This is a genomic window from Rhizobium sp. 16-488-2b (genome assembly GCF_017741815.1).
GTDB lineage: Bacteria > Pseudomonadota > Alphaproteobacteria > Rhizobiales > Rhizobiaceae > Rhizobium.
Window position 1 is genome coordinate 20,658 of record NZ_JAGHMF010000026.1, and the last position, 17,359, is coordinate 38,016.

Sequence of the window (17,359 nt, forward strand, 5' to 3'; positions counted from 1 at the left end):
CCTTGTGGGGAGGGTTGGGGAGGGGTCTTTATTCCAAGGCGGTAAGGTCCGCTATCTTACTCGATGGTCTTCATCTCTATGCGATCAGCCGCCCCCGTGCAAACGGGAGCGGCTGATCATTCAGGTCTCTATAATTGATTGGCGATCAGTCGATCGTCTTCGTCGCGCGCTTCAGCACGCTTTCAGGGAACGTCACGCCCATCTTGGCGGCGGCGCCCTTGTTGATGACGAGATCGCTGCCGGCGGCGACCTTGCCCGGGATATCGCCGGGGTTCTCACCCTTCAGGATGCGAACGACGATTTCACCGGTCTGCTTGCCGACGTCGTAATAGTTGAAGCCGAGAGCGGCGACCGAGCCGCGCGAGACGGAATCCGTGTCGGCGGTGAAGAGCGGAAGCTTGGCCTCGTCGGCAACGGCCACGGCACCCTCTAGCGCCGAGATGATCGTGTTGTCGGTCGGGATATAGATCGCATCGGCACGGCCGACGAGCGCGCGGGCGGCACCCTGCACTTCGGCGGACTTGGTGGCGGCGGATTCGACGACCTTGAGACCGGCCTTTTCAGCCTCGACCTTGAGAACCGCGAGCAGCGATACCGAGTTCGCTTCACCGGAATTGTAGAGATAGCCGATGGTCTTGGCGTTCGGCAGGATTTCCTTGATCAGCGCCACATGCTCGGCAACCGGCGACATGTCGGAAAGGCCGGTGACGTTGCCGCCGGGCTTGTCCATGTTCTTGACCAGCTGCGCACCGAGCGGATCAGACACGGCGGTGAAGACGACGGGGATGTCGCGGGTGGAGGAGACGACAGCCTGCGCGGAAGGGGTGGAGATCGGAACGATCACGTTCGGGCCGTCACCGGCGAACTGGCGGGCGATCTGGGCTGCGGTCGCGGGATTGCCCTGTGCCGACTGGAACACGAACTTCAGGTTCTCGCCTTCCTTGTAGCCGGCAGCCGTCAGCACGTCGAGAACGCCCTTGCGGGCGGCGTCAAGCGCCGGATGTTCGACGATCGCGGTGACCGCAACGGTCACGTCTTCGGCTTTTGCAGGCAGGGAAAGGGCAAGGGTCGCGGCCACGGCAGCGAGCAGTACAGAACGCATGGGTATCCTCCAATAATGCTTTTGGGCCGCTTTTAGAAAAAGCGGCCCATGAAATCAATCATTAGAAGATGCTGAGAGGATCAAACTTGCTGATCACTCACTCACCCATCACGCAAGCGTCAGTCATCCGAGCCGTGGTTGGCGATCATCATCGCTTCGAAGGCCAGGCGCTCGGTCTTGCGCATGCGTTCCGATTCCGACTTCAGCTGGCCGCAGGCGGCGAGGATGTCGCGGCCGCGCGGCGTGCGGATCGGCGAGGCATAGCCGGCCGAATTGATGAAATCGGCGAACTTCTCGATCTGCGCCCAGTCGGAGCACTGGTAGTTGGTGCCCGGCCAGGGGTTGAACGGGATGAGGTTGATCTTCGCCGGCACGCCCTTGAGCAACTGGATGAGACCCTTGGCATCTTCCAGGCTGTCGTTGACGTCCTTCAGCATCACATATTCGAAGGTGATGCGGCGGGCGTTGGAGAGACCCGGATACTTGCGGCAGGCGTCGATCAGTTCCTTCAGCGGATACTTCTTGTTGATCGGCACCAGGATGTCGCGCAGGTCGTCGCGCACCGCATGCAGCGAGATCGCCAGCATGACGCCGATCTCGTCGCCGGTGCGGAAGATCTCCGGCACGACGCCAGAGGTCGAGAGCGTGACGCGACGCTTGGAGAGCGACAATCCGTCGCCGTCGGTGGCGATCAGGAGCGCCTGCTTGACGCTGTCGAAATTGTAGAGCGGCTCGCCCATGCCCATCATCACGATGTTACTGACCTTGCGGCCCTCGGCCGGCATGATCGTGCCCTGCGGCGCTTCGCGATCCGGGAAATCACCCAGCCGGTCGCGGGCGAGGAGCAGCTGCGACAGGATTTCTTCCGCCGTCAGGTTGCGCACCAGGCGCTGCGTGCCGGTGTGACAGAAGGAACAGGTGAGCGTGCAGCCGACCTGGCTGGAAATGCAGAGCGTGCCGCGACCTTCTTCAGGGATATAGACGGCCTCGATCTCGACGGGACGACCAGCACCGCGCGCCGGAAAGCGCAGCAGCCACTTGCGGGTGCCGTCGTTGGAGACCTGCTCCTCGACGATCTCGGGTCTTGCGATGGTGAAGTGCGTCTTCAGCGTCTCGCGCATGTCCTTGGAGATATTGGCCATGTGGTCGAAGTCGGAGACCCCGCGCACATAGATCCAGTTCCAGAGCTGCGCCACGCGCATCTTGATCTGCTTTTCCGGCACGCCCTTTTCGCGCAGCGCGGCGCCCATCTCCTCGCGGGTGAGGCCGATCAGCGACGGCTTCGGCAATGCTTCGCCGCGCGCCGGCTGGTTGCCTGCGGGCTTGAGAACGGTCATCGCATCCATGACGGACATTTAATCTAATCCCGAATTCAACATGCGATCCTCCCGATAGTCCGAATGACTGGCGGGCGGAGCGGGCATGAAGGCAGAAAGTGAATGCGGAACTTGGCGGCCGAGCCGCGATCCATCCGCTGTTGTGCGCGCCTTTAGCATCATTTTTGCCATCCGTCACTATAGATGGAAACGACGAAGGCCGGCGCAAGGCCGGCCTTCGAAAATGAGGCGTGTGTCGCCAGCGCTTACTTGCAGCTTTCAATCTGCTTCAGCGAAGCCGAAATGCCGGCCAGCGAATAGCTGTAGGACGTCGCCGTGCCCTTGCGCGAGGTGGCGTTGACGGTCATCGAGTGGCCGCCCTTCATGGCGGCGACCAGCGCCGGTTCCTGCGCTGCATTCTCGACCCAGCCGGCCTTGTCCTTGGTGAACATCACGAAGGTCTTGTTGTCGATGACAACGTTGATCTTCGAGGCGTCCTTGACGGTGTAGCCCATCATCGCCTGCGGCTCGTAGGAGATGTTCTGGCCCGGGCGCTGCGAGACGATGAAGAAGTTCTCGCCGTGGTCGATGCCGGCGGGCTTCTTTTCGGTCGGCACCGAGAGGACGTAGCAGACGGTGCTGTTGCCCTGCTTGTAGGAATAGGCGCCCCAGGCCTGGAACTGCTGGATGCGGGTCGGCGCGGTGGAAGCGGCGGCGGCTGGCTGCTGCGCGGCGGCTGGCTGCTGCGCGGCGGCTGCGGGCTTCTTGGACTGTGCGGATGCGATGCCGGCGCCGGCGAGAACGAGGGAAAGGGCGAGTACGGTACTTTTTACAAACATGGATATTCCTGCCGGTTCTTGCGATTCGAGCCCGAGCGAGCGGGCGGCGCATAATCACGATCTGCTTTATTTTGACTTAATTCAGGTTACCAAAGCGTCAACGCAGGCCGCGAGAAGTCCGTGCCTGTGCCATTTCCACCCGGGTGTCAATGTTGAGCGCCGGATTAACGCTCGGGATGATGTAGTCCGGAAATGATCTGAAACCATCGCTCTTAAGGAATTTAAGACATAAAGATAACGGCAAGAGTTTGACGTTTCGAAAAACCGATGTACGTGAATAAGGACTGGAAATCCGTCAAGGATTTCATCGAGCCAGGGGGCTTTCGAACGGAATGGACGCCGAGGACAAACAGCGCTTCGCTGCCCTAGCTGGGGCTGTGGCGGAACGCCGCGACCAGCAGGCGTTCGCCATCCTGTTCGACTATTTCGCTCCGCGCCTGAAATCCTGGCTTCTCAGGCAGAAAATGACCGCAAGCGAGGCCGAAGAGCTCGTCCAGGAGGTCATGATCGTGCTCTGGCACAAGGCCGATCTCTACGATTCGAGCCGCTCGTCGCTCTCCACCTGGCTCTTCCGCATCGCCCGCAACCGCCGCATCGACCTGCAGCGCCGCGCCCGCGCCCGCATCCTCGACGAGGACGATCCGGCGCTGCAGCCGACCGCCGAGATCGGCGCCGACGAGCTGGTCGCCAATGGCGATCGCGATGCACAAGTTCGTGAAGCGGTGAGCCAATTGCCCGAAGAACAGCGCGAAATGCTCCGCGCCGCCTTCTTCCTCGGCCAATCCCACTCCGAAATCGCCGAATCGACCGGCTTGCCGCTCGGCACCGTCAAATCCCGCATCCGGCTCGCCTTCGGCAAGCTTAAGAAGGTGCTGGAAGCGGAAAACGCGTGAGCGTGCGCTACACCGTCTTCATATCCTCGGGCCGCACGCGATCGGGCGCGTCTTGCAGCGCCTTGTCGGCGGCTTCGTAGTGGTTGGGGCGGATGTGGCGGTTGACCATGGCGAAGGCGGCCGAGAGGACGGCGATGTCGTCGGTGAAGCCGATGCCGACAAGCACGTCGGGGATCATGTCGACGGGCAGCACGAAATAAGCAAGGGCGGCGAGCAGGGTGCCGCGCACCTTGAGCGGTGTCTCCCGGTCGAGCGCGCAGTAATAGGCGGCAACGACATCGCGTGAGAACGGGATCTTGCGCGCCGCCTTGCGGAAGGTCGGCCAGAATTTCTGCCGAACGCTCTTTTCCCGCCGCTCCTGCGTTTCTTCATCGCCCGGCAGCAGGATTTCACCGTATTTGACGTCGTCCATGTCCACTTGGTCCCTGTCCACTTGGCCCTTTGTGTTCCAGTTGGCCCTTTTGAGGTCAGGCCAGAATATGGGGGGTCTTCGGCTGCGATTCAATCGATCCGCCGCGCCGCGGCCTTCTCCATCAGGCCCGCCAGCTTGAAATCGAGCTCCGTCAGCCCGTCGGCCGAATGGGTGCTGAGCGTCACATCCACCTTGGAATAGACGTTGAACCATTCCGGATGGTGGTCGAGCTTTTCGGCGGCAAGGGCTACCTCCGTCATGAAGCCGAAGGCCTCGACGAAGTTTTTGAACTTGTAGCTCCTGGTGATCGACTTGCCGCCGTCGCCAAGCGACCAGCCGTCGAGTTTCGCCAGTTCGTCGCTGATCGCCTGGCGTTCCAGTTTGTCCCGTTTCATGCGATTGTCCTTTGCGTTCACCATGGGTCTCTTATGAAACGCACCAGTATCCTGTTTGTTTGCATGGGCAATATCTGCCGCTCGCCGCTGGCCGAAGGCGTCTTCAGCCACCTCGCCTCGCAAGCCGGCCTCTCCGACCGCTTTCTTGTCGATTCCGCCGGCACCGGCAGCTGGCATGAGGGCGATGAGCCCGACAGACGGTCGATCGCGACTGCCCGCCACCACGGCATAGACATATCAGCTCAGCGCGCGCGGCGCATCCGCAAGCATGATTTTGCCGATTTCGATCTGATCATTGCCATGGACCGAAACAACGTCGCCGCCTTGAAGGCGCTCGATCGCGATGCAGGGAACATCCATCTGTTCGGTGATCTGGCGCTCGGGAGCGGAGAGGATATCCCCGATCCCTAATATGGCGGCGCCGATGGCTTCGAGGCGGTTTATGCCAGGCTCTTGGCCGGCTGCAGGAAGCTGTTGTCGACGCTCGGCGCAGACAGCGCCTCGCGCAGCGGGAACACCTCTTCCGTCAGATAAGGCCCGCCGCCGACCGAATCGCGCGACGAGAGAAGCACGAAGCGCGGCACGGTGAAGGATGCGGTCTGGAAATTGCCGCGTCCGGCAAGATAATGCACCACATCGTCGACGCGCGAGGATTTCAGCCGCGCCAGCGTCACATGCGGAGTGAACTTGCGCGGATCCGGCGGAAGGCCGATCCGCTGGCAGATCCGCTCGATTTCGGCCTGCAGGGCATACATTTCGGGATTTTGCGTGACACCGGCCCAGACCGAATGCGGTTTCTTCGAGCCGAAAGCGCCGATACCGTCGAGCTTGATCTGGAATTCCGGCCTGTCGATGCGGTCGAGCCGGTCGACGATCTCGTCGGCCGTGCGATTATCGACATCACCGATGAAGCGCAGGGTGATGTGGTAGTTTTCCACATCGATCCATCGGGCGCCAGGGAGACCACCGCGCAACAATGACAGGCTCATCGCCGCATTGCGCGGAATTTCGAGGGCGGTAAACAGTCTCGGCATAACGAGCACTCCCCGAATCTTTTGCAGGTGCTCACACGGAATCACGCATTGATCACGTGCGCAAGTCCCTAATTCTTCACAGTCGGCAACGTTCCAATGAATTGTGTGATTGCCGGTTCCATCTTTTGAACCATGGTATCCACGCCTTTGGAATTGGGGTGCATGCCGTCTTCCAGCTTCAGCGACGCATCGAGAACGACGCCGTCTAGGAAGAACGGATAGAGCGTAAGGCCATGTTTTTTGGCGAGTTTCTCGTAGATCGGGTTGAACCGCGCGGCGTAGTCGCCACCCATGTTCGGCGGCGCCATCATGCCGGCGAGGAAGACCGCGATCCCGCGCTCCTTGAGCCGGGTAATCATTTGGTCGAGATTCTTCTCACTTTGTTCGGGCGCGATACCGCGCAGCGCGTCGTTGGCGCCGAGCTCCAGAATGACCGCATCGGTGCCATCAGGCACCGACCAGTCAATGCGCGAAAGCCCGCCCGTCGTGGTGTCGCCGGACACGCCTGCGTTCGCCACCGTAACATCGAGTCCCTTGGCCTTCAGCGCCGCCTGCAGTTTCTCCGGAAAGCCGTCGCCGGGCGGCAATTGATATCCCGCCATCAGGCTGTCGCCGAAGCCGACGAGATTGATCGTGCGCGCCTGCGCTGAAACCGAAAGCATCATCGAAAAGACGATGACAGCGATGTGAAGACCCGCAACTTTAAATCTCATCCCATTGTCCCTAAATTGGCGGCAGCTGGGCTTTCATATAGGTAGGGCATTTACCGTTGGCAAAAACCATCATCGATCTGAAACGGGCCGATCTGACGCTCGGCAGTGCCGCGGCCTCCGTGCATGTCCTGAAGGGCATCGATCTCGAGATCGCCGCCGGTGAATCGGTCGGTATCGTCGGCCCTTCCGGCTCCGGCAAGTCGACGCTGCTGATGGTGCTTGCTGGTCTCGAGCGGCTGGATAGCGGCGAGATATCAATCAACGAAGCCCCCCTGCATACGATGAGCGAGGATCAGGTCGCCGATTTCCGTGGCCGCAACATCGGCATCGTCTTCCAGTCCTTCCACCTGATCGCCAACATGACGGCGCTTGAAAACGTCGCCGTGCCGCTCGAGCTCGCCAACGTCGCCAATCCCTTCGAGATCGCTCGCCGCGAGCTGAAATCCGTCGGCCTCGGCGACCGGTTGAACCACTATCCCGGCCAGCTTTCCGGTGGCGAGCAGCAGCGCGTGGCGATCGCTCGCGCGCTTGCGCCATCGCCGGCGCTCCTGATCGCGGATGAACCAACAGGCAATCTCGACACCGACACCGGCCGCCAGATCGCAGATCTCCTGTTTTCCAAGCAGGCCGAGCGCGGCATGACGCTTGTCCTCGTCACCCACGATAACGCGCTCGCCAAGCGCTGCTCGCGCCAGATCCGCGTCCGCTCCGGCAAGATAGAGGGCGACAGCGCCGCGATTGAAGCCGAAGTGGCCATTGCATGACGCTGATCACCCCGCGTATCGCGCTCGCCTTCCGTCTTGCCCTTCGTGAGCTGCGCGGCGGCCTGAGAGGCTTTTACATCTTCCTCGCCTGCATCGCGCTCGGCACCGGCGCGATTGCCGCGGTCAACTCGGTCTCGCAGTCGATCACCGACACGATTGCCACGCGCGGCCAGGAGATTCTGGCCGGCGACGTGCGCTTCGAGCTCAACAACCGCGAGGCGGCCGCCAACGAGCTGGATTTCCTGCGCTCGCTCGGCAAGGTCTCGGTATCGACGGGACTGCGCTCCATGGCCCGCAAGCCTGATGGATCGGATCAGGCGCTGGTCGAGGTCAAGGCCGTCGACGACGCCTATCCGCTCTATGGCAGCTTCGAGGCCGAGCCCAACTACCCGCTGCATACGCTTCTTGCCGATCAGGACGGCACCTATGGCGCGTTGGCCGCGCCACTGCTTCTGGAGCGTCTCGGCCTCAAGATCGGCGACGAGCTGCTGCTCGGCAACGTCATCGTCAACATCACCGGCACGGTGAAGACCGAACCGGACGCGGTCTCCGAAGGCTTCGGCTTCGCGCCGCGCCTGATGGTGAGCCGCCAGGCTCTGCAGGCCTCGGGCCTGATCCAGACCGGCAGCCTCGTGGAGCACAGCTACAAGATCAAGCTGAACGACCGATCGGACATGGCAGGCATCCGCGACCGCGCCACCAAGGATTTCCCCTCGGCCGGCTGGTCGATCCGCACGAGCGACCGCGCCGCCCCTTCGCTTACCGAAAACATCGAGCGATTCTCGCAGTTCCTGACACTGGTTGGCCTGACCGCGCTGATCGTCGGCGGCGTCGGCGTGGCGAATGCGGTGCGCGCCTTCCTCGACGCCAAGCGCACGACGATCGCCACCTTCAAGTGCCTGGGCGCCCCGGCCTCGACCGTTGTCCTCATCTACCTCTTCCAGATCGGCCTCATCGCGCTGGGCGGCATCGCAATCGGCCTCGTCATCGGCGCGTTGGCCCCCATTCTGGCGGCCCAGTTCCTGGCGCAGTTCCTGCCGGTCTCGACCGCGCCGACGCTCTATCCGGTGGCTCTGTCGCTGGCCGTGCTCTTCGGTGTGCTGACGACGCTCGCCTTCGCCATCATGCCGCTCGGCCATGCCCGCGAAGTGCCGCCGACGGCGCTGTTTCGCGAGCAGGGCTTCGAGGCCCGTCGCCTGCCTTCCTGGCCCTACATTCTGATGGCCGCCGTCTTCCTGGCAGCCCTTGCAGCCCTTGCGGTGGCGACCGCCCATGATCGCTTCATCGCGATCGTCTTCATCGGCGCCATCGCCTTTGCCTTCGTCGTCCTGCGGCTGGTGGCTGCCGGCATTGCTTGGCTTGCCCGCCGCAGCCCGCGTGTCAACTCGCCGGCGCTGAGGCTTGCGATCGGCAATATCCACCGCCCCGGCGCGCTTACACCTTCCGTCGTGCTCTCGCTTGGCCTCGGCCTGGCGCTGCTCGTCACCCTGACGCTGATCGACGGCAATCTGAGACAGCAGCTCACCGGCCGCATGGCTGATGGCGCACCGAACTTCTTCTTCGTCGACATCCAGGGCGCCGAACTCGACGGCTTCCGCAATCTGGTGAAGACCGATGCGCCCGATGGCAAGCTGGTCGAGGTGCCGATGCTGCGCGGCCGTATCCTTGCCTTCAACGGCGAGGACGTGACCAAGCGCAAGGTGCCGCCATCGGGCCAGTGGGTGCTGCGCGGCGACCGTGGCATCACCTACTCCGATACACTTCCCGAAAACGCCGTGCTGACCGAGGGCACATGGTGGGACAAGGATTACAGCGGCGAGCCGCTGGTGTCGTTTTCAGCGGAAGAGGCGGGCGAACTCGGCCTCAAGGTCGGCGATACCGTCACCGTCAACGTTCTCGGCCGCAACATGACGGCGAAGATCGCCAATCTACGCAAGGTGCAGTGGGAGAGCCTGTCGATCAACTTCGTCATGGTCTTCTCGCCCAACACCTTCAAGGGTGCCCCGCATGCCTGGCTGGCGACGCTTACCGATCCCAAGGCGACATCCTCGCAGGAAGCCGCGATCCTGAAATCGGTGACCAACACCTATCCGACGATCACCAGCGTGCGCGTCAAGGATGCGATCGACATCGTCAATTCGCTGGTGGCGCAGCTGGCAACCGCGATCCGCGCCGCGGCCTCCGTCGCCCTCATCGCCTCGGTGCTGGTGCTCGCAGGCGCGCTTGCCGCTGGCAACCGCGCCCGCACCCATGATGCCGTGGTGCTGAAGACGCTCGGCGCCACAAGGCGCATGCTGATGCGCGCCTTCTGCTACGAGTATCTGATCCTCGGGCTCGCGACGGCCGTCTTCGCGCTGCTCTCGGGCGGCGTCGCCGCCTGGTTCATCGTCGCCCGCATCATGAAGATCCCCTCGCAGTTCCTGCCTGACGTCGCCGGTATGACGATCGTCACGGCCTTGGTGCTGACCGTCGGCATCGGCCTGATCGGCACATGGCGCATTCTCGGCCAGAAGGCGGCACCCGTTTTGCGCGAGCTCTGAGTGGCCGGGTTGAAATAATTCCGGCACCTTACGGCGATTTAACCCGATCGCGGGTTGCAAGGCTCTTGTTTGCAAAGGGCGAAAGGCTCATATTATCCGCAGGCATGCTGAAGCTCCGCAGCGGCGCCCGGGCAAGAAAACCCGACACCGTGTTCATTCGGAGCTGACAAGAGGAAATCATGGCTGACCTAAGAAATTACCAGGGCCGCGTTCAGAGCGGTGTCCAGACCGGCGAGATCGATCAGGGCCTTCGCAGCTATATGCTGAAGGTTTACAACCTGATGGCTATCGGCCTGGCGATCACCGGCCTGGCCGCCTATTTCGCATTCACATTCGCCGTCTCCAACGGCCAGCTGACCGCATTCGGCGCAGCGATCTACACCAGCCCGCTGAAGTGGGTGGTGATCTTCGCTCCGCTGGCGCTGGTCTTCTTCCTGAGCTTCAGGATCAATTCGATGAGCGTATCGGCCGCGCAGACGACCTTCGCGGTCTATGCAGCGCTTGTCGGCCTGTCGCTGTCGTCGATCTTCCTGATCTACACCGGCCAGAGCGTCGTGCAGACCTTCTTCGTGACGGCCGCCTCGTTCGGCGCGCTCTCGCTCTATGGCTACACGACCCGTCGTGACCTTTCGGCCATGGGCTCGTTCCTGATGATGGGTCTCTTCGGCCTGATCATCGCCTCGATCGTCAACATCTTCCTGGCCTCCTCGGCCATGCAGTTCGCGATCTCGGTGATCGGCGTGCTGATCTTCGCGGGCCTGACGGCCTACGATACGCAGCGCATCAAGGAAATGTACTACGCCGCCGACGCCACCATGGCCGGCCGCAAGGCGATCATGGGCGCGCTGACGCTCTACCTCGACTTCATCAACCTCTTCATGTTCCTGCTGCAGTTCATGGGCAACCGCAAGTAAGACGAAGAGCGAGAGACAGGGCGACGCTGTCGCCCTTGATACAGACGACACGTTCGAGACGATCAGAACCGCTTGCAGCAGGGATGTTGCAGGCGGTTTTTCTTTGGTCGATCGAGGGGCCTTGGGACGTGCGCTTAGTTGCCGGCGAAATCGACCGACGAGATATCGACGGACCATTCGAAATCGGCAGGCGAGGGGCGGCCCGGCAGGGTGTCCAGACCACGGTAGCGGTTCAACGCCCAGCAGCTGCCGTACTCACTATGCGGCGCGATGATCTTGTCGCTGCTGAAATAATCCGAATAGACCTCGCCGCTGAACCCCGGACGCTTCGCGATCAGCCGGAAACGCACGATATTGACCTGCCGGTCGGAGGCATTCGACAGCTCGACGAAAACCGGCTTGTCCGGATCCTGGCAACCGCTGGTTCCGCTGCTCGTGCCCGACACCAGGCTCGCCGAGTTCAGCCGGTCGGATTGCTGGAAATAGAGATAGAGACCGACTGCAGCGCCGACGCAGGCAAGGGCGGCAACGACGATCAACGTGTGGCGGGGAAACAGCAGAAAGCAGACCAAGACGATCGGGACCGCGATTACCATGAAAATCATTAGGTCTGCTCCATTTCATTCATGAGCTAAAGCAGCCAGCCGCAAGAGGCAAGGCTTTGGGAACGCCGAAGTTGCAATGCTGCTTCAGGGGGGGGAAGTTCTCAAGATGGGTATAGGTCTGAGCAGTAGACAGCGTAGCGCTGCTCGGCGAAGTAGGCGATGAACAGTCATCGACGTCGTGCGCCTGGAGACGTGCTTAGATCCTCGGCACAAGGCCGAGGATGACGTCGACAAGGGGGTAAGTGCCTTTGTTTCAATAGGTTACCGGCGGCAACCACACACTCCGCCGTCATTCTCGGGCTCGTCCCGAGAATCTAAGCACGCTTCCAAGGATGCGACGCTAATGGACCACCCGCCCCCTCCCAACCATCGCAGCCCGTCTGCTTCCCCCTTGCCAACTGCCGCTGCGAATGCTCTTCAAGCAACGAACACCATCTCTCCAGACATCGGCCCGCCCCATGCCCGTTCTCCTCCGCGACGCTTCCCTTTCCGACATCGACGCGATCACCGCCATCTACCGTGAATCCGTGCTGAACGGCGTCGCGAGCTATGAGATCTCCCCGCCGGATCGCGACGAGATGGCGGCGCGCTTCGAAGCAATCGTGTCGAAGGGCTACCCCTATATCGCCGCCGTGGGCGAGACCGGCGCGCTCGTCGGTTATGCCTATGCATCGGCTTTCCGCACACGGCCGGCCTATCGCTTCATGGTCGAGGATTCGATCTATCTGGCGCCGGAAGCGCAGGGCAGAGGCATCGGCAAGCGGTTGCTGGAGGAGTTGATAGCGCGAACGACCACGCTCGGCTTCCGCCAGATGATCGCCGTGATCGGCGGTGCGCATCCGGCCTCGATCGCGCTGCATGCAAGCCATGGCTTCGTGGAGATCGGCCGCATCAAGGGCTCCGGCTTCAAACAGGGGCGCTGGCTGGACACGATGCTGATGCAGCGTGTGCTCGGCGCCGGCACTGCGACCGATCCCGATCCAGACACCTATCCGGGCACGCTGTTTCTGGGTTGATGGCGCCTATTTCTCGACAAGCTTCAGCGACTTGTTGAACACCTTCAGCACCTGCTGCAGGTCGTGGCCGCGCTTCAGAATCTGGCCGTGGGTGTTGACGACGGAATAGGCGCCCTGCTTGGCGGCGAGCTTGGGATTCTTTTCGATACGGAAGAGCGGCATTTCGCCGGAGCGCTTGAAGACGGAGAAGACGGCAAGGTCCTTCAGGTGGTCGATCGCGTAGTCCCGCCACTCGCCTTCGCCGACCATGCGCCCGTAGATCCACAGGATCGCATCCAACTCTCGCCGGTGAAACGTCACCGGCAACGGGTCCTTACTCTGCTTGAAGTCCCTGATATCCACGACGACGGGGGAATCGCTGTCGGTGGCCCGATTATTCCCACGCCGCAAATCCGGCTGATCTGTCATCAGTCTCGAATGCCTCCGTTCGTGACACGCGGGTGACAGTTTGCCTTAGCCTTTACAAATTGCAAGCGCGGCCTCGCGCGCATTAAGCATAGTCTGTGCAATCTGCCGCGTGCCGCATTTCAGTCAAAACAGCGCCTCAATTAAAAGTGAAATTCGCTCGCACTTGACCGGCGCATCCTCAGCGGGTTCGCCGACACTGAATTCTGCGCATCGTCTTTCGGCAATTTGGAGGAGATGTGACTGTTTGGCGCCAGCGCGCCAAAGGGCCCGGCTGACCGTATCGACCTTAACCCCAGCCCCGAATACGATCAGTCGGGCCGCCCCGCTTCCACCTGAAAAGACAGATGAAACCCTTTGAAGCGTGTCGCGATCCTTCGGATTCGCTAGTCACGCTTCAAGTCTTTGTTTTGTCGCATGTCGTCGCCGCAAAACCGCTGCACACTTTTGCGCGACATGCTTAGTACTGTGGCGGCTCAGATGTTCTTGCCGGCCATGACGACGGTGGCGCCAAGGATCGCCGATGGCGTTCCGTCGGTCGTGGACGACTGAAGCAGCACCGCGCATCCCTCGAGATCGGGTTTCTGCAGCACGGTGGCCGGCAACGTCAGCTTTGTCTGCTTGCCATCCCACATGCCGACCGTTTCGACATCCGAGACGCTGTGCGTATAGGCGATCTTCTGGCCGCTGTTTTCGCCCTTCTGCACCTCGATCGTCTTTTCGCGATCGAAATAGACCATGACGACATTGGCTTTGCCCTGGCCGGGCGCAACGTTGATCTCAAGCTGGTCGCCCTTGACCTCGGCCTTGATGGGAACGGTCAGCCCCTCGCCACCGGTGAGAAAGCCGTCGACCTTCTTCTCGATGCCGCCGATATCCGAGCCCATGACATGATCGCGGCCGTTCACCACCACCTGCGGCGTGTAGACATTGGCGCGGCCCATGGTCTTCGCATAGCCGTACTGCCGCTCGGTGTTTTCCTTCGAGCTCAGCGTGTCGGCCCAGCCCATGTAGTTCCAGTAATCGACATGATAGGCGAGAGCGATGATATCGCCACGCTCAACAAGCTTGCGGAAAGCCGCGTCGGCGGGAGGGCATGAGGCGCAACCCTGGGAGGTGAACAGTTCGACCACGCCTTTGGGCGCCTCGTCGGCGAGCAAAGGGCTCGCCAGAGCGACACCTGCAATCAGCGAAATCAAAAACCGCGGCGACATTGCACCTCTACCTCTTTTCCTCTCCCACCCTTACCGGACCAAAAAGCTTGGCAAGGGCTCCGTCTCTTCAACCTAGAGATAATCTCTCCCGATCCAAACGAAAAATCACGAACGGGTGAGACGGCGTCCGCGTGGGACAACTCCGCAACACTTCGCCGTGAGGCAGCCCCTTTGCAGCCTCCCGAACACGAAAAAGCCGCCAGAATCGCTTTCCGGCGGCCATTATCATGCAATCCGTTAAAAATCCGAGCCGATCAGGCTGCGAGATCCCGCAACACCGTCTGCAGGATGCCGCCATTGTTGAGGTAGATCACCTCGTCGAGCGTATCGACGCGCGACAAGAGCGGAACGTCCTTCACGGTGCCGTCGCCATAGGTGATTTTCGCGATCTTCCTCTCGCGCGGCTTGATGTTCTCGAGCCCCTCGATGGTGACGGTCTCGTCGCCCTTCAGCCCCAGCGTCGCCCAGGTCGTGCCCTCCTCGAAGACGAAGGGGATGACGCCCATGCCGACGAGGTTCGAGCGGTGGATGCGCTCGAAGCTTTGCGCGATCACGGCCTTGACGCCGAGCAGGTTGGTGCCCTTCGCCGCCCAGTCGCGCGACGAGCCGTTGCCGTATTCGACGCCGGCGAAGATGACGAGCGGAACGCCCTCGGCCTTGTACTGCATGGCCGCATCGTAGATCGATTCCTCTTCCTTCGACGGGTAGTGGATGGTGTAGCCACCTTCCTTGCCGTTCGGGCCGAGCATGTGATTGCGGATGCGGATATTGGCGAAGGTGCCGCGCATCATCACCTCGTGATTACCGCGACGCGTGCCGTACTGGTTGAAGTCGGCCACGCCGACATTGTGCTCCAGCAGATAGGCGCCGGCCGGCGAGGCAGCCTTGATCGAACCTGCCGGAGAGATGTGGTCGGTGGTGATCTTGTCGCCGAACAGACCGAGGACGCGCGCACCCTTGATGTCGGAGACACCGGAGCCGGTCTTGCCCATGCCGACAAAGTAGGGCGGGTTCTGCACATAGGTCGAGTTGTCGTCCCAGGCATAGGTCTGGCCCGGAGGAACCTGCACGGCCTGCCAATTGGCATCACCCTTGAAGACGTCGGCATATTTCGTCTCGTAGAGTTCGCGGGTGACGTATTTCTGGATGAAGGCCTGCACTTCGTGCGAGGTCGGCCAGATATCCTTCAGATAGACGGGGTTGCCGCTCTGGTCCTCGCCGATCGGCTCCTTGGTGAGGTCTTTTTGCACAGTACCGGCCAGCGCGTAGGCGACCACGAGCGGCGGCGAGGCCAGATAGTTCGCCTGCACGTCGGGCGAGATACGGCCTTCGAAGTTGCGGTTGCCGGAGAGAACGCCCGAAACGATCAGGCCCTTGTCGTTGATCGTCTTCGAGATCGGCGCCGGAAGGGGCCCCGAGTTGCCGATGCAGGTCGTGCAGCCGAAGCCGACGAGGTTGAAGCCGAGCTTGTCGAGATCGGCCTGCAGGCCGGATTTCGCCAGATACTCGCCGACCACCTGAGATCCCGGCGCCAGCGAGGTCTTGACCCACGGCTTGGTCTTCAGCCCCTTGGCGACGGCATTGCGGGCCAGAAGGCCGGCGGCGATCAGGACTGACGGGTTGGACGTGTTGGTGCACGACGTGATGGCGGCAATCGCCACGTCGCCGTGGCCGAGATCGAAATCGGTGCCTTCCACCGCGTAGCGGTTGGAGAGCTGGCCGGGCTTCTTGTAATCGGCATCCATCGAGCCGGCGAAACCGGACGCGATGTTTTCCAGCGGGATGCGGCCTTCGGGACGCTTCGGGCCGGCCATGGCGGGCACGACGTCGCCGAGATCGAGCTCCAGCGTGTCGGTGAAGACGAGATCGGAGCCATCGCCCTCGCGCCACATGCCCTGCGCCTTCGAATAGGCTTCGACCAGCGCGATGCGATCATGCGAGCGGCCGGACATGGTGAGGTAGTTGATGGTTTCGCCATCAACAGGGAAGAAGCCGCAGGTGGCGCCGTATTCCGGGCCCATATTGCCGATCGTCGCGCGGTCCGCGAGCGGCATGTTATCCATGCCGGGGCCGAAAAACTCGACGAACTTCGAGACCACGCCCTTCTTGCGCAGCATCTGCACGACCATCAGCACGAGGTCGGTGGCAGTCACGCCTTCCTTGAGCTTGCCCGTCAGCTTGAAGCCGATGACTTCAGGCAGCAGCATCGACACCGGCTGGCCAAGCATGGCCGCTTCCGCCTCGATACCACCAACACCCCAGCCGAGCACGCCGAGACCGTTGATCATCGTCGTATGGCTGTCCGTGCCGACGCAGGTGTCAGGATAAGCGATCGTCTCGCCGTCCTCTTCCTTCGTCCACACGGTCTGGCCGAGATATTCGAGATTGACCTGGTGACAGATGCCGGTGCCTGGAGGCACGACGCGGAAATTCTGGAAGGCCTGCTGGCCCCATTTCAGGAAGCGGTAGCGTTCGCCATTGCGCTGGTATTCCAGCTCGACGTTCCTGGAGAAGGCCTGCGGCGTGCCGAATTCGTCGACGATGACCGAGTGGTCGATGACGAGATCGACCGGCACCAGCGGGTTGATCTTCTCAGGATCGCCACCGAGCGAGACCATCGCGTCGCGCATCGCCGCAAGGTCGACCACGGCGGGAACGCCGGTGAAGTCCTGCATCAGAACGCGCGCCGGGCGATAGGCGATTTCGTTTTCGACGGTGCCCTTGTTGTTCAGCCATTCGGCGACGCCAAGGATATGCTCCTTGGTCACGGACTGGCCGTCCTCGAAGCGCAGCAGGTTCTCGAGCAGAACCTTCATCGAATAGGGAAGCTTGGAAACGCCGGGCAGGCCGTTTGCTTCGGCCTTCGGCAGGCTGAAATAGACATAGTCCTTACCAGCGACGGTAAGGACGGAACGACAGTGGAAGCTATCAAGTGATTTAGACACGAGAGACCCCGTTTCTGATCGCGAACACAATTGTGCGGACGCCTATGCACTAAAGGCACATCAGGATGCGGGTACGGCCATTTCCGCGGTCCGCACATGAAGTCAGACCTCATGTTCGGCGCTAGGATGAAATTCACGCCGACCGCTGGCGTGGTAATCCACATATAGATAACTTCGGCAAAAGCTGCCAGAGAGGGACCAACCATTTCTGATTTTTTTGCATCGCATGACTGAAAACGTGAACCCCGGAAC

Annotated in this window: 16 protein-coding genes and 1 pseudogene; 6 read left to right on the forward strand and 11 right to left on the reverse strand. The window is 61.6% G+C overall.

Features of this window, described 5'->3' with window-relative positions; translation table 11 throughout:
* Positions 1-145: 145 nt before the first annotated feature.
* From J5286_RS20515 to J5286_RS20525, 3 genes are all read right to left on the reverse strand, one after another.
* Positions 146-1,102: an ABC transporter substrate-binding protein gene (locus J5286_RS20515; protein WP_209215378.1), complete on the reverse strand. Its 957-nt coding sequence runs from the start codon at positions 1,100-1,102 to the stop codon at positions 146-148.
* A 119-nt stretch (positions 1,103-1,221) separates the two neighbouring features.
* Positions 1,222-2,457 carry a dual-specificity RNA methyltransferase RlmN gene (gene rlmN, locus J5286_RS20520; protein ID WP_018902275.1) on the reverse strand — a complete coding sequence of 412 codons (1,236 nt, stop codon included), beginning with the start codon at positions 2,455-2,457 and terminating at the stop codon, positions 1,222-1,224.
* 227 nt (positions 2,458-2,684) lie between these two features.
* Complete coding sequence (locus J5286_RS20525; protein ID WP_209191903.1) at positions 2,685-3,257, reverse strand: invasion associated locus B family protein; 573 nt, start codon at positions 3,255-3,257, stop codon at positions 2,685-2,687.
* Positions 3,258-3,589: 332 nt separating this feature from the next.
* On the opposite strand from J5286_RS20525, the gene J5286_RS20530 reads away from it, so the two are divergent.
* A complete protein-coding gene (locus tag J5286_RS20530) occupies positions 3,590-4,150 on the forward strand; it encodes a sigma-70 family RNA polymerase sigma factor (RefSeq protein ID WP_209191904.1) in 561 nt (186 codons plus the stop codon).
* A gap of 7 nt (positions 4,151-4,157) precedes the next feature.
* On the opposite strand, the gene J5286_RS20535 is transcribed toward J5286_RS20530, so the two are convergent.
* Both J5286_RS20535 and J5286_RS20540 read right to left on the reverse strand, forming a co-directional pair.
* Entirely contained in the window at positions 4,158-4,562 is a 405-nt protein-coding gene (locus J5286_RS20535; protein ID WP_018902272.1) for a YkvA family protein, read from the reverse strand.
* Positions 4,563-4,651: 89 nt separating this feature from the next.
* Positions 4,652-4,957 carry a 4a-hydroxytetrahydrobiopterin dehydratase gene (locus J5286_RS20540; RefSeq protein ID WP_209191905.1) on the reverse strand — a complete coding sequence of 102 codons (306 nt, stop codon included), beginning with the start codon at positions 4,955-4,957 and terminating at the stop codon, positions 4,652-4,654.
* A 33-nt stretch (positions 4,958-4,990) separates the two neighbouring features.
* On the opposite strand from J5286_RS20540, the pseudogene J5286_RS20545 reads away from it, so the two are divergent.
* Positions 4,991-5,491 (forward strand): annotated as a pseudogene (locus J5286_RS20545) (low molecular weight protein-tyrosine-phosphatase).
* Here the strand turns inward: J5286_RS20545 and thpR are convergent.
* Both thpR and J5286_RS20555 read right to left on the reverse strand, forming a co-directional pair.
* Positions 5,398-5,991, reverse strand: a complete 594-nt coding sequence (gene thpR / locus J5286_RS20550) for an RNA 2',3'-cyclic phosphodiesterase (RefSeq protein ID WP_209191906.1) — start codon at positions 5,989-5,991, stop codon at positions 5,398-5,400. The pseudogene J5286_RS20545 and the gene thpR sit on opposite strands and share 94 nt — an antisense overlap.
* Before the next feature lie 68 nt (positions 5,992-6,059).
* The gene (locus J5286_RS20555; RefSeq protein WP_209191907.1) at positions 6,060-6,704 is read right to left on the reverse strand and encodes an arylesterase; all 645 of its coding nucleotides are present in this window, start codon (positions 6,702-6,704) and stop codon (positions 6,060-6,062) included.
* A 56-nt stretch (positions 6,705-6,760) separates the two neighbouring features.
* On the opposite strand from J5286_RS20555, the gene J5286_RS20560 reads away from it, so the two are divergent.
* The 3 genes from J5286_RS20560 to J5286_RS20570 all read left to right on the forward strand — a co-directional run bounded on the left by J5286_RS20560 (position 6,761) and on the right by J5286_RS20570 (position 10,922).
* Positions 6,761-7,468 carry an ABC transporter ATP-binding protein gene (locus tag J5286_RS20560; RefSeq protein WP_209191908.1) on the forward strand — a complete coding sequence of 236 codons (708 nt, stop codon included), beginning with the start codon at positions 6,761-6,763 and terminating at the stop codon, positions 7,466-7,468.
* Positions 7,465-10,008, forward strand: a complete 2,544-nt coding sequence (locus J5286_RS20565; RefSeq protein ID WP_209191909.1) for an ABC transporter permease — start codon at positions 7,465-7,467, stop codon at positions 10,006-10,008. The genes J5286_RS20560 and J5286_RS20565 overlap by 4 nt, the downstream gene beginning before the upstream one ends.
* A 179-nt stretch (positions 10,009-10,187) precedes the next feature.
* Positions 10,188-10,922, forward strand: coding sequence for a Bax inhibitor-1/YccA family protein (locus J5286_RS20570; RefSeq protein ID WP_209191910.1), 735 nt, complete (start codon positions 10,188-10,190; stop codon positions 10,920-10,922).
* 134 nt (positions 10,923-11,056) lie between these two features.
* Here the strand turns inward: J5286_RS20570 and J5286_RS20575 are convergent, their stop codons facing one another.
* A complete protein-coding gene (locus J5286_RS20575) occupies positions 11,057-11,527 on the reverse strand; it encodes a hypothetical protein (RefSeq protein ID WP_209191911.1) in 471 nt (156 codons plus the stop codon).
* 458 nt (positions 11,528-11,985) lie between these two features.
* Between J5286_RS20575 and J5286_RS20580 the strand changes: the two genes are divergently transcribed.
* Positions 11,986-12,543 carry a GNAT family N-acetyltransferase gene (locus J5286_RS20580; protein ID WP_209191912.1) on the forward strand — a complete coding sequence of 186 codons (558 nt, stop codon included), beginning with the start codon at positions 11,986-11,988 and terminating at the stop codon, positions 12,541-12,543.
* Positions 12,544-12,549: 6 nt separating this feature from the next.
* Here the strand turns inward: J5286_RS20580 and J5286_RS20585 are convergent, their stop codons facing one another.
* From J5286_RS20585 to acnA, 3 genes are all read right to left on the reverse strand, one after another.
* The gene (locus J5286_RS20585) at positions 12,550-12,951 is read right to left on the reverse strand and encodes a DUF2794 domain-containing protein (protein ID WP_111562612.1); all 402 of its coding nucleotides are present in this window, start codon (positions 12,949-12,951) and stop codon (positions 12,550-12,552) included.
* 473 nt (positions 12,952-13,424) lie between these two features.
* Positions 13,425-14,162, reverse strand: a complete 738-nt coding sequence (locus J5286_RS20590) for a DUF1223 domain-containing protein (protein WP_209191913.1) — start codon at positions 14,160-14,162, stop codon at positions 13,425-13,427.
* 254 nt (positions 14,163-14,416) lie between these two features.
* Entirely contained in the window at positions 14,417-17,107 is a 2,691-nt protein-coding gene (gene acnA / locus J5286_RS20595) for an aconitate hydratase AcnA (protein ID WP_209191914.1), read from the reverse strand.
* Positions 17,108-17,359: the final 252 nt, after the last annotated feature.